Annotated in this window: 10 protein-coding genes; 7 read left to right on the forward strand and 3 right to left on the reverse strand. The window is 40.8% G+C overall.

The annotated features are described in order from the left end of the window. Nucleotides 1–9 precede the first annotated feature (9 nt). Entirely contained in the window at nucleotides 10–2,412 is a 2,403-nt protein-coding gene (locus ACWODM_RS10800) for a transglycosylase domain-containing protein (RefSeq protein WP_455321387.1), read from the reverse strand. Between the two features lie 397 nt (nucleotides 2,413–2,809). Between ACWODM_RS10800 and tyrS the strand changes: the two genes are divergently transcribed. The 6 genes from tyrS to ACWODM_RS10830 all read left to right on the forward strand — a co-directional run bounded on the left by tyrS (nucleotide 2,810) and on the right by ACWODM_RS10830 (nucleotide 10,223). Beyond that, nucleotides 2,810–4,072 carry a tyrosine--tRNA ligase gene (tyrS, locus tag ACWODM_RS10805; RefSeq protein WP_455321388.1) on the forward strand — a complete coding sequence of 421 codons (1,263 nt, stop codon included), beginning with the start codon at nucleotides 2,810–2,812 and terminating at the stop codon, nucleotides 4,070–4,072. Nucleotides 4,073–4,128: 56 nt separating this feature from the next. Continuing rightward, nucleotides 4,129–5,043: an AEC family transporter gene (locus tag ACWODM_RS10810; RefSeq protein WP_455321389.1), complete on the forward strand. Its 915-nt coding sequence runs from the start codon at nucleotides 4,129–4,131 to the stop codon at nucleotides 5,041–5,043. Between the two features lie 67 nt (nucleotides 5,044–5,110). After that, nucleotides 5,111–6,007, forward strand: a complete 897-nt coding sequence (locus ACWODM_RS10815) for a deoxyribonuclease IV (protein WP_455321390.1) — start codon at nucleotides 5,111–5,113, stop codon at nucleotides 6,005–6,007. 396 nt (nucleotides 6,008–6,403) lie between these two features. Further along, the gene (locus tag ACWODM_RS10820; RefSeq protein ID WP_455321391.1) at nucleotides 6,404–6,619 is read left to right on the forward strand and encodes a YneF family protein; all 216 of its coding nucleotides are present in this window, start codon (nucleotides 6,404–6,406) and stop codon (nucleotides 6,617–6,619) included. A gap of 71 nt (nucleotides 6,620–6,690) precedes the next feature. After that, a complete protein-coding gene (locus ACWODM_RS10825) occupies nucleotides 6,691–8,442 on the forward strand; it encodes an ABC transporter ATP-binding protein (RefSeq protein ID WP_455321392.1) in 1,752 nt (583 codons plus the stop codon). Beyond that, entirely contained in the window at nucleotides 8,442–10,223 is a 1,782-nt protein-coding gene (locus tag ACWODM_RS10830) for an ABC transporter ATP-binding protein (RefSeq protein WP_455321393.1), read from the forward strand. Before ACWODM_RS10825 ends, ACWODM_RS10830 begins: the two co-directional genes overlap by 1 nt. Nucleotides 10,224–10,284: 61 nt before the next feature. Here ACWODM_RS10830 and ACWODM_RS10835 read toward each other — a convergent pair whose 3' ends face one another. Then, nucleotides 10,285–10,755, reverse strand: coding sequence for a glutathione peroxidase (locus ACWODM_RS10835; RefSeq protein ID WP_455321394.1), 471 nt, complete (start codon nucleotides 10,753–10,755; stop codon nucleotides 10,285–10,287). A 113-nt stretch (nucleotides 10,756–10,868) separates the two neighbouring features. Further along, a complete protein-coding gene (locus tag ACWODM_RS10840) occupies nucleotides 10,869–12,254 on the reverse strand; it encodes an MATE family efflux transporter (protein WP_455321395.1) in 1,386 nt (461 codons plus the stop codon). Between the two features lie 161 nt (nucleotides 12,255–12,415). Here ACWODM_RS10840 and trxB point away from each other — a divergent pair, with 161 nt between their 5' ends. Further along, entirely contained in the window at nucleotides 12,416–13,348 is a 933-nt protein-coding gene (gene trxB / locus ACWODM_RS10845; protein ID WP_455321396.1) for a thioredoxin-disulfide reductase, read from the forward strand. The last annotated feature ends 156 nt before the right edge of the window (nucleotides 13,349–13,504 follow it).

Consider the following 13,504-nt stretch of genomic DNA (forward strand, 5'->3'; position numbering starts at 1 on the left):
GTTTTAACATTATTCGTCTTCTTCAGGGGCATCTTGGTCTTCGTTTTCATCTGTCTCATCATTGTCGTTTTCTTCTTCGTTATCCTCGTCTTCTTTTTTCTCCTCTTTTTTCGGAGCTTTCTTTTTCGGAATAACTTTTTTCCAGTATTCACTATAATTGGCGTCGGTACCTCCAATACCAAATTTAAAGCTGACATTTGCTGGACCATTTTTGGCCCAATAGGATTCAACCGTGTCTTTTGGTGCATCAAAGGTCGTATTGTTAACGGTCATTTTTCCGCCAGGTTTTGTTCCTGTGAAGGAGGAGACTTTCTCTTTCTTAACTCCAGAATCTAAGGTAAAACGTTTGTCGACACCTAAGACTTCTGAATCTGCTTGATAGATTGCGTTGGCTAGTTGTGAAAGATATCTTGCTGTTCGTCCTCCGGAGCCACTGCCAGTTGGTTGACTGTCTTCACGACCTGACCAGCTACTCAAGGTCACAGTTGGTGTCGAAACGACCAGCCATGAGTCGACATAATCATCAGTTGTACCAGTTTTTCCGATCCAATCGGCATTCGCTAGTGTTCTGTTTAAATTACCGACATTTGATTTGAAGGACGTGGTGGCACCTGCATTGATCACACTTCGAAGCATGTCTGTCATGATCGAAGCGGTCTCTCTAGAGAATACTTGTACAGAATTGGCTTCATGCTGATAGAAGACATCGCCTTTTGAGTTGGTGATCGATTCGATCAGATAGCCTTCTTGGTAAATACCATTGTTGGCCAAAGTCTGGAAACCATTCGTTTGAACCAAGGTCGTTATTTCTGAGACACCCAATGGAGCGGATTCGTATTGCCAGCTCGAAAGATCCGGATAGTTCATTTTTTCCAAATACGTGTCATAAACTGCACTATCAGAGCCCATCTGATCCAATGTGTGTTGATAGATATGATAAGCTGAGATATTGGACGAACGATTCAATGATTCTCGAGCAGTCAAGAAGGTTTTTGTACCTGAATTCCCAGCATTCATGATCGGACTTCCGGAATCTGAACCATTTTGCCAGCTGGTTGGATAATCTGATACTCGTGACTCACTGCCCATCAGGCCTTGATCAATAGCAGAAGCATAGACCAGAACCGGTTTAATCGCGGAGCCTGCTTGCCGTTTAGAGCTAAAGGCGTGATTGTATTGATTAGAGGCATAATCACGACCGCCGACGAATCCTAAGATTTTGCCAGTTGTATTTTCCATCAGGACATTACCGACTTCTACTCTGCTGCCATTATCAAGCAAATAACCATGATTGGCAACGGCATCTTGCATCGCCTGATAGATATTCTTATCGATCGTAGACTGTACAGTATAGCCTCCATTGGCTAACCGAGTCTGTGCACGTTGGATGTAGTCCTCATACACTTCTTCACTAGCAAACTCTTCTTCAGAGACGCTATTATTCTCTGCCAATTTTTTAGCCATGATGTGCGCAGCTTCTTCCATCACTGCATAATACAGATAGCCCAGATCTTCTTGATCGATGCTCTCAGGTTGCTTAAAGTCCGCTGTCAGATCATAAGCGAGTGCTTCTTCGTAGTCTTCCTTTGAGATATCATGGTTGCGATACATGCTGAAGAGTACAAAATCTTTTCGCTTTAATCCTGGTTCCAAATCGTCTTCTTCCTTCAAGTCACCAGTATTGGTATAAGGATTGTAAACAATTGGGCTTTGAGGTAATCCAGCGATGAAGGCTGCTTGTGGCAAGTTCAATTCGCTGGCAGCGATACCGAAGATTCCTTGAGCTGCCTCTTGTACACCAGCGATATTTTGACCCGTATTGTTTCGACCAAAAGGTGAGACATTGAGATAGAGCACAACGATCTCATCTTTGGTAAAATTCTTTTCCACTTCCATAGCTAGCAAAATCTCTGTGGCTTTTCTTTTGAACGTTGTTTCGTTGGTCAAGATCTGTTGCTTCACTAATTGCTGAGTTAATGTAGAGCCGCCACTGCTACCAATCCCAGTAACTTCCGAGATCAAGGCACGAAGAACGGCCTTAGGGACGACACCATTGTGTTCATAGAAGTATTCATCTTCTGTAGCCACCACTGCTTTTTTCAATAAGTCAGAGATTTGGTCAGAAGGAACACTCGTCCGCATTAAATCAGAACGAATGGTTGCGATCGATTGGTCATCTGCGTAAACTAGCTTCGATGTTTCGGTAATATCTCCAAGTTCTTGCTGCAATTCCTGCTTGGAAGGTGTAGACATATCTTCCACTAAATGAGCAAAGTAGCCCAAACCGATTCCAAAACCTAAGGATCCAGCTAACAGGAATAAGGAGATACTGAATAAAACAATCGATTGGAGCACACGAATCGTAATGTTAAAGTAAAACCAACCAGAAGAAAGCAATTCCTTGTTGGGCATTGTTTTTTTCTTTTTTTGGGACAAGTTTGTCACCTCGATTTTTGTTTGAATACCGTTTGATTATACCAAAAAAATCACTGGTTGGATAGATTGCAACTTTTAAAGCAATAAAATCTAAACGAATTGCCATTTACAGTCGATTTTTTATAGAATGTCTACCCAGTAAAACAGGGTCTACTTGTTGACCGGGAGACCCACTTGTCCCCGAGACCTGACACGGTATTACGGCTGACCTGAAGCAAGATTTTCTCGCAGCAAAGCTTTGCTATTCAAAGTCAATTGTAAGCGACCACGTTAAAATAAATGAAAGAATGATTTATTTTTACATAAACCTTTTCTTTAAATCCATTTTCAGTTAATATAAACATTGAGTATCTATACAAGGAGGAACAATCACATGAGTTCAGACTTTTTTCAAGAACTAAAAGAACGTGGCTTAGTCCATCAGACGACAGATGAATCTGCTTTGGAAAAACAATTAAATGAAGAGTCTGTGAAATTATATGTAGGTTTTGATCCGACCGCAGACAGTTTGCACATCGGACATTTACTACCAGTATTGGTGTTGCGTCGCTTTCAACAAAATGGTCATGTACCGATCGCTTTAGTCGGTGGAGGAACAGGGATGATTGGTGACCCATCATTTAAAGATCAGGAGCGCCAACTGAATACACTGGACACTGTTCAAAACTGGTCACAAAGCATTAAAGATCAGTTGTCTCGTTTTATCGATTTTGAAGACGAAAAAAATCCAGCGATCATTGCCAACAACTACGATTGGTTGGGATCAATCTCGCTGATCGATTTCTTGCGTGATGTAGGGAAAAATTTTACCATCAATTACATGATGAGCAAAGAAAGCGTTAAACGCCGCATCGAATCGGGCATCTCTTACACAGAGTTTGCTTACCAGTTGTTGCAGGCCTATGACTTTCTAAAATTATATGAAACACATGGTTGCCTACTGCAATTAGGTGGAAGCGATCAGTGGGGCAATATCACTTCTGGGATCGAATTGTTACGTCGTGAAAAAGAAGTACAGGGCTTTGGTCTAACAATGCCATTGATCACAAAAGCTGACGGAACTAAATTTGGAAAAACAGAAGGCAATGCTGTTTGGTTGGATCCAGAGAAAACAACGCCTTATGAATTTTACCAATTTTGGATCAATACAGATGACCGTGATGTCATCAAATTCTTGAAATATTTTACTTTCTTGTCACTAGAGGAAATTGCTGAAATTGAAGAAGCCTTCAATCAAGCGCCTGAAACCCGAGTGGCACAAAAAGCGCTAGCAAAAGAGATTACGTCTCTAGTCCATGGCGAAGAAGCCTATGAACAGGCTGTTCGTATTTCACAAGCTTTATTTAGTGGAGAAATCAAAGGCTTGACTGGTGAAGAAATTAAACAAGGATTTAAAGGGGTTCCCGCGTACAAAGTAGCGCCAGAGGACCAATTGAATCTGGTTGAATTACTGATCGCGGCCGGTATTGAACCATCTAAGCGACAAGCGCGTGAAGATGTTCAAAATGGAGCTATTTATATCAATGGTGAACGTGTCCAAGACCTGACTTATGAGATCAGTGTGGCAGACAAGATCGATGATCAATTTACAGTCATTCGTCGCGGCAAGAAAAAATATTTTCTATTAACATTTTAATTTAGTAAAAAAGAGATTGTTTTTGAACAGTCTCTTTTTTGTAAGGGGGAGAATGTATGGGAGCTATTATTATTCAAGCAGTTGGTTTATTTTTGATCATCTTACTAGGCTTTTTGTTGAAACAAGTCGGATTATTGACGAAGCTTGACGGTACCAGACTGTCGATCGTGATCGTGAACGTCACATTGCCGGCGGTAGTGATTGTGAATTTGGCACACATAGCCATTCAAGGAGAACTGGTTGTTTTTATTTTGATTGGCTTGTTTTGGTCGATTTTTCAAATCATGATTGCTTGGCTGGTATCTAAAAAGCAGGAAAAGATCCAGACCCAGTTTTTCATGTACTGTGCTTCAGGATTCAATATCGGAAATTTTACTTTACCTTTTGTGCAAGGATTCCTTCCTTTAGGTGTACCGTTGATTTCAATGTTTGATCTCGGTAATAGTATCATGCTTGCCGGAGGAACAGGATTGATGGTAGACGGTTTCGTGAACCATACAGTAGCGTTTGAACCGAGACAAATTTTGCGAAGACTTTTAAAATCGATTCCTTTTACCTGTTATTTAGTGATGTTGCTACTACGGATCTTTTCGATCGATCTGCCAACCTCTTTTTTGACCATGCTGCAGCCGGTCGCCTCTGCCAATGTTTTTCTGTCCATGTTCATGATTGGTTTGTATCTGGATCTGAAATTGCCGAAACATGCGGCAAAAGACGTTGTCAAACTGTTGTTTCTACGTTATGGAGTAGGATTGGTTTTGATCGTATTTTTCTATTTTCTACCGATCCCAGATGTACAAAAAACAGTGCTTTGTCTATTGGCTGTAACGCCGGTCCCTTTATTTGGAGTCATTAACTCTGTACTGGCAGGTGTAGAGGAAGAAACGGTAGGATTTGCTTCTTCTATCAGCTTTTTATTGAGCTTGCCACTGATGACGATACTACTATTGCTTTTGGGGGTAACTTTTTAGGCGGTATTCTTGCATAATCTCAGGAATTTCGTAATACTAAAGAGGATAATTTGAAGGAGGACAACGAATGTTGATAGGATCACACGTTTCCATGAGTGGAAAGAAAATGCTGCTGGGTTCAGCAGAAGAGGCTGCTGGTTATAAAGCCTCCACTTTTATGATTTATACAGGAGCACCACAAAACACACGCAGAAAACCTTTAGAAGAAATGAACATCGAAGCCGGTCAAGCGTACATGGCGGAGCACGGTTTATCTAACATGGTAGTACATGCGCCCTATATCATTAATTTGGGAAACACGATCAAACCAGAAAATTTTGGTTTTGCCATCGAATTTTTGCGTGAGGAGATTCGCCGTGCGCAAGCATTAGGGGCGACACAGATCACGATGCATCCAGGTGCTCATGTTGGAGCAGGGGTTGATGCAGGCTTGGCACAGATCATCAAAGGTTTGGATGAGGTGTTGGACAAAAAACAAATTCCTCAGATCGCTTTGGAAACAATGGCCGGTAAAGGGACTGAATTAGGTCGTAGTTTTGAAGAGCTTGCAACAATCATTGAGGGAGTAACATTGAATGAGAAATTATCTGTGACCTTGGATACTTGTCATATCAATGACGCCGGCTACAATGTTAAAGAAGATTTTGACGGCGTGTTGGAAGAGTTCGATAAAATCATCGGCTTGGATCGCTTGAAAGTCGTTCACGTCAATGATTCCAAAAATGCTCAAGGCTCTCACAAAGATCGACATGCAAATATCGGTTTCGGCACGATTGGCTTTGATGCGCTAAATAAGGTTGTTCATCATGAAAAATTAACAGAACTACCAAAAATCTTAGAAACTCCTTATGTGATGGTGGGCGAAGACAAGAAAAATAAAAAACCTCCGTATGCTTTTGAGATTGCTATGCTGAGAGCAGAGAAATTTGATCCGGAACTGCTGGAAAAAATCATTGCACAATAACCAAAAAAACGAGTAGATCAAAATTCTACTCGTTTTTTTGATAGGGATAACTTAAATGAAACGACGGTAAAAAATCAATATCCATATCAGCAGCTATCAGAAGACAATCGATAGTCTTTTAGCCAACAGAGAGACTGGCATTGTCGGATGGTCATAAGACAATACGGATGAGACTTAGATCCTAATTTTATTGGTTACCGAGATACCAAGGTAGTCCTCGCAGTAGGTAAAATTAGACTTCATGGGTGTAGTAAAGGACTACCTTTAAAAGGCAGCTAGAAAATTTAACAAATTGAAAAGAATTTTTATGAGAAATCAGAAAACTTTCTTTTCTTTTTTTTGTTTTTCTAGTAAAATGATTCATTGAGAGTATACGAGGGAAAGGAGAAATGAACCATGAGTACAGGAATCGTTATTTTGATTGCAGTGATTGCTTTTCTTTTAGGCGGAATCGGCGGCTTTTTCTTAGCCCGTAAATATATGCAAGATTATCTACAAAAAAATCCTCCAATCAATGAGGAAATGTTGCGTACAATGATGATGTCAATGGGACAAAAACCATCTGAGAAAAAGATTCGTCAAATGCTGCAACAAATGAAAAACCAAAATTAATATTTGGTCTATGGGCTGATTTTCAGCCTTTTTTTATTGGTCATAAAAATTTATATTTACAGGAGGTTCCTATGTCTATTTTCAAAAAATTAGGCTGGTTTTTTAAACAAGAGAAGAAAAATTATATTATCGGTGTAACGGCATTGATTGCTGTTGCGATTGTCCAGTTGGTTCCTCCCAAAGTGATTGGTATCATTATTGATGAGATTGCCGAAGAAAACATTGATTTTCAAACCATTCTTTTTTGGGTCAGTAGCCTGCTAGGTGCGGCAGTAGCACAGTATTTGTTTCGTTTTATTTGGCGCACGCATATCTGGGGCGGTGCTGCACGATTAGAAAAGAGCTTGAGAAGGCAACTTTTTGATCATTTTACGAAAATGGATCATATTTTTTACCAGAAATATCGAACCGGCGATCTGATGGCACATGCGACCAACGACCTGAATGCCATCCAAAATGTTGCCGGAGCAGGTATCTTAACCTTTGCGGACTCGTTTATTACAGGTGGAATGACGGTCTTAGCGATGATTATCTTCATTGACTGGCGGTTAACGCTGGTTGCTTTGATCCCACTGCCTTTGCTGGCATTGACTTCTCGTATTTTAGGGTCCAAACTTCATGATGCTTTTCGGGATTCTCAGGCAGCTTTTTCAACGATTAATGACAAAGCTCAGGAAAGTATTACGGGCATGAAAGTTATCAAGACATTTGGTCAAGAAAAGGAAGATTTGGCAGATTTCTCTGAAAAAATCGACCAGTCGATCCTTAAAAACCGCCGCGTCAACTTTTTAGATGCACTGTTTGACCCGTTTATTACGATTATTATTGGCTTGTCCTATGTACTGACGATCATCGTTGGTGGGAATTTTATTATGAGTAACGTGATTACGATTGGGCAACTGGTTTCTTTTATCAGTTATATTGGCATGCTAGTTTGGCCGATGTTTGCGATCGGCCGTTTGTTCAATGTATTGGAGAGAGGAAATGCCAGCTATGACCGCGTCAATGAATTGTTGCGTGAAAAAACGCATATTATTGAACGTTCTAATGCGATCACTACACCTGCGAAAGGCGAATTATCTGTAGCAATCGAAGAATTTAGTTATCCAGACGGTGAAGGAAAAGCTTTGGAAAATATTGATTTTTCGATCCAAGAAGGCGATGTGCTAGGGATCGTTGGGAAAACAGGAGCGGGTAAAACGACGCTGTTAAAATTATTGATGCGAGAATACGATGATTATCAGGGAATGATCCAATTTGATCATCATTCGATCAAGGACTACTCTTTGGATGCGTTGCTGCAATCTATCGGCTATGTGCCACAAGATCATTTTCTTTTTTCCATGACGATCCGAGACAATATTCGTTTTGCTGATCCAACATTCCCACAAGAAAAGATTGAAGAAGCCGCTGAACTAGCAGAGATCCATCAAGATATCGAAGGTTTTCCGGAAGGGTACGACACCATGGTTGGTGAACGAGGTGTTTCCTTGTCTGGTGGACAGAAGCAAAGGATTTCGATCGCACGTGCGTTGATCGTTGAACCGGAGCTTTTGATTTTGGATGATGCTTTGTCTGCAGTCGATGCTAAGACAGAAGAAGCGATCTTGCACAATTTGAAATCTTGTCGACAAGAGAAAACGACAATCATTTCTGCACACCGTTTGAGCAGTGTGATGCATGCCAAAGAAATTTTGGTAATCGATGAAGGACGGATCACTGAACGTGGGACACATGAAGAATTGCTGGCCTTGAATGGCTGGTACAAACGCATGTGGGATAAGCAGCAACTTGAAGCAAAAATCGAAGGGAGCGATGCTTAATGGAACAACATCAATCTGAATGGACAAAGTCGATCCCATTGAAAGAACAAGCAACAATCATCAAACGGCTACTCCAGTATGCGAAGCCTTTTAAAAAAACTTTTTTCATCGCTATTTTCTTCTCTTTTATTCTGTCAGTAGTCAATATTCTGTTACCAAGAATTCTGCAAACGCTGATCGATAACTATTTGATGAAACAAACTGCAACGATGCAGATTATTCTTTTTTTCGCGATTTTGTATCTTTTTGGAACTATCATGAAGGCAATAATCTGGTTTCTACAATGGTTCCTTTACTCGATGGGTGCCTTGAAAACGTATCAGTACATTCGAGTGAAATTGTTTGAAAAACTACATACATTAGGCATGCGCTATTTTGATCAGACACCTGCTGGATCAATTGTTTCCAGAGTGACGAATGATACAGAGACTCTTTTTGAGTTTTGGTATGTCTTTTTATCTGTTTTAACTGGTTTGTTTGCCGTTCTGTCTTCTTTTGTGGCGATGTTTCAGATCAATGCGAAGATCGCTTTGCTCAATTTGATCTTTTTGCCAATTTTGGGAACCGTCATTTGGTACTATCAAAAATTCAGTTCACGAATTTATCGTCAAATGCGTGAGAGACTGAGTCAGTTGAATACGAAGCTGAATGAATCGATCTCGGGAATGCAGATCATCCAGCAGTTTAGACAAGAAAAACGTTTGAATCGTGAATTTGAAGAAACGAATGATGAGTATTTACAAACGCGCTATGCCATGATTCGTACCAATTCACTCTTATTGGCACCGATCATCAATTTGCTTTATGCAGTAGCTGTAGCGATTTCTTTGTCGGTCTTTGGTTTTGATGCGTTGCAATCGCCGATCGAGGTAGGTCTGATTTATGCCTTTACTACTTATGTTCAGGGATTTTTCAATCCAATGACTCAGATGATGGATTCATTGAGTATCTTTACCGATGGAACGGTAGCTGGCAGCCGGATCTTAAAGATCATGGACGATGAAGAGTATACGCCACAACAAAATCCTTCAGCCAATCGAACAATCTTAAATGGAAAGATTGAATTTAGAAATGTCAGCTTTTCATATGATGGAGAACACAAGGTCTTGAAAAACATTTCCTTTATTGCTAATCCAGGGGAGACGGTTGCTTTAGTCGGTCACACCGGTAGTGGGAAAAGCTCGATCATCAATGTCTTGATGCGCTTTTATGAGTTCGGTGAAGGGCAGATCTTGATCGATGATAAAGACATTCGAGAGTTTTCAATAGAAGAGCTGCGTCAAAAAATGGGCTTGGTCTTACAAGATGCCTTTATGTTTTATGGTAATATTGCCGACAATATTCGTTTGTTGAATAAAGAGATTACAGAGGAAGAAGTGATCGCGGCAGCAAAATTTGTTCAAGCGGATAAATTTATTGAACAATTACCGGGAGCTTATCATGCGAAGGTGATCGAACGTGGTGCCAGCTATTCAAGTGGTCAGCGCCAATTGATCTCTTTTGCCCGTACGATGGTTACGAATCCCAAAATACTGGTATTGGATGAAGCAACCGCTAATATCGATACGGAAACGGAAGGATATATTCAGGAAGGATTGGCGAATATGCGTCAGGGAAGAACGACCATTGCCATTGCTCACCGGCTGTCAACGATCCGTGATGCGGATCTGATCTTGGTTTTAGACAAAGGTAGCATCGTTGAGCGAGGAAACCATGACAGTTTGATCGAGCAAAATGGTTTGTATTCCGATATGTATCAATTACAAAAAACAGAAGTCTGATCTGAAAGGGATTTGTATACGATAGAAAAACGTCAACGATTTTTTTCGTTGACGTTTTTTCTTACAGCAATTTTTCAATTTCAGGATTTATTTTTTCAGGTGGTGTACTTGGCGCAAAACGTTTGACGACCTGGCCTTGTCTATCGACTAAAAATTTGGTGAAATTCCATTTGATCCTTTTTCCAAGAGCTCCAGGAGCTTCTTTCGTCAAATATCGAAACAGTGGCGCGGCCGTCGGACCATTTACGGAGATCAGTTCATGCATAGGGAAGGTCACTCCATAATTCAAACGACAGGCTTCTTCTGCTGCCCCAGCGGTTGTCAGCTCCTGTTTGAATTGATCGGATGGAAAACCCAGAAGAACCAGACCTTGTCCTTGATAGGCTTGATAAAGCGATTCTAAGCCTTCAAATTGAGGAGCTAGACCACAATTGCTAGCTGTATTGACGATCAATAGAACCTTTCCTTGGTACTTATCCAAAGAATAGACCGTTCCGTCTACTTTAGTGACTTCTAAATTATAGATCGACATCGAATTTCCTCCTATAGTAAGTAGTAAGAACAGCATAAGCTAACCTTACTGAAAAGACAACTCTTACAAAAAAGTCTTCTAAAGATCGATCTCTTTAGAAGGCTCTTGGAAAATTAAACAGCCAGGTGTTCGATGTCTTCGGCTGATTCTTTTTGCAGGACAGTTTTTGTCTGCCAAACACCTGAACGCCAGCGCCTGATCATCAGAACACTACGGAGCGCTTCATCGATTGCATAGGCGAGCCAGACACCCAAAAGTCCCAGTTTAGCAATGATTGCCAACGTGTAAGAAAAAGGCAGACTGATTGCCCACAAAACAAGGAGACTACAGATCAACGGGAATTTCACATCTCCTGTGGCATTCAATGCGCCGACGAGGATCATATTGATCGCTCGAACAGATTCGAGTGCGATCTCTACTAAAAAGACATTTTTGGAGATAGCGATCACTTCCTGATTGGTCGTAAAAATGCCCATGATCGGTTCGATGAAAAGATAGGTCAGAAGACAGATAAACAGTGTGACAGAGACACCGATGACCACTGTTCGCATCCCTCGTTTTGACGCACGATCAAATTGTCCTGCCCCGACATTTCGACCAACCATGATCTGATTGCCTTGACTCAAAGCGGCTGCTACAAGATAAACAAATTGTGAAATAGCCGTGATATAGGATTTGGCGATCAAGACACTGGAACCTAATGAAGCGACAATCATCGTTACAACCACTTGAGCGCCTTGATAAGAAAGCGACTCACCCGAAGAAGGCATGCCATAAGTCAAAATCGATTTTAAAATAGAGAAAGAGAAGGCTTTGATTTTTATAGAAAAGATCGAAAAACCAATATGTTTTTTCAAAAGGGACAAGGCGATGAGCAAGCCGATTGAATTGCCAAAAACACTGGCAAAAGCCAGGCCAGTCACACCAAAGTTAGGAAGACCAAAGGGACTGTACAGGGCGATGTAATTGCCGATCACAGCTAAGATACTTGCAGTCATAGGAACCAAGAGCGCCGGTGTAGTGAAGCTATGTGTCCGTAAAATTGCGATAACCACAGCAGTGACCGCAGAAAGAAACAAACTGCCACCGAATATCTGCAAGTAATTTTTTCCGATAGTGATTAATTCAGCGTCTAAATTCATGAATTGTAAAAGAGAGCTTGAAAAAGCAATAAATGTCAAACTGACCAATAAACCAATCGCTAGCGAACCAAATAAAGCCGTGTGGATGACTCGATTGATTTCCTTTCGTTTTCCAGCACCAAGCAGCTGAGCAATAATGATTTGTGTACCGACTGTGATAAAACCGTAAACAAAGACAGATAGATTCAGTAATTGATTCGCTGCCCCGACAGCAGCTACAGCAGGTTCAGAATAATGAGAAATCATCCATACATTGATATTTCCGATGACCACACGTAAAAATAATTCTACGAAAATTGGCCAGCTAAGGAAAAACAGTTCATTATCTGAAGCATTCAATAATTTTTTTCTTGTCAAAACCTTGCGCCTCTCTTATAGTTAATATTTGTAATGTCTTGGAAATTGTACAAGATACTCGAAAAAAGTCAATCACTATTTTTCTTCTCACAAGCATAACGTTAGACAGAAGAATCAGAAGAAAGTAAAGTAGGAGTAATCAAAAGTCGGAGGGAATAGAAATGTATGATGTAATCGTTATTGGTGCTGGTCCTGCAGGGATGACTGCAGCATTGTATGCGTCTCGTTCAAATTTATCTGTAGCGATGATTGAACGTGGTGCCCCAGGAGGCCAAATGAACAATACAGCTGAGGTAGATAATTATCCAGGATTTGAAATGATTTTGGGGCCAGATCTAGCAGACAAAATGCTAGAGGGAGCCACTAAATTTGGTGCTGAAAATCTTTACGGCATCGTCCAAGAGGTCAGAGACTGTGGTGAATACCAAGAAGTTGTTACAGGAGATCAGGTTTATCAGACGAAAACAGTGATTCTTGCGACAGGCTGTGAACACCGTAAATTAGGTGTCAAAGGTGAAGAAGAATTTGCCGGACGTGGCGTGTCTTACTGTGCCGTTTGTGATGGTGCCTTTTTCCGTAACCGTAAATTGCTTGTCATCGGCGGCGGAGATTCTGCGGTAGAGGAAGCAGCTTATTTGACTCAATTTGCTTCAGAGGTAGTAATCGTACACCGTCGTGACGAATTGCGTGCACAAAAAGTCATTCAGGATCGTGCCTTCGCCAATGAAAAAATCTCCTTTTTATGGGATTCTGTAGCAGAAGAGATTGTTGGCAATGATATGGCTGTGACAGGTGTAAGAATCAAAAATGTCAAGACTGGTGAAATTCATGAAGAATCAGCAAATGGTGTCTTTATTTATGTAGGATTGGATCCATTGACCGAGCCTTTCCGTTCAAGCGGACTGACAAATGAAGAAGGCTGGATCAAAACAGACGATGAGATGCGCACAGCGATTCCAGGGGTTTTTGCAGTAGGCGATGTGCGTGAGAAAAACTTGCGTCAAATCACGACCGCTGTCGGCGATGGAAGTATTGCTGGTCAAGAAGTCTTTAATTACATCGAAGCTCAAAAAGATGTAAAAGTTTCAAAATAACTGAAAACAATTAGAAAAAATACAGGATGCCTAGATAATTCATAGTTTTATGAGTTTGCGCTCTAAAACCGTATTTCTTCAACATTTGTAAAGAGTTTCTTTTTTCACCCATTTGGTGCGTGAAAAAAGAACACCTTTCTGTTAATGTAGATTTGA

It is taken from the genome of Enterococcus olivae (assembly GCF_053760925.1).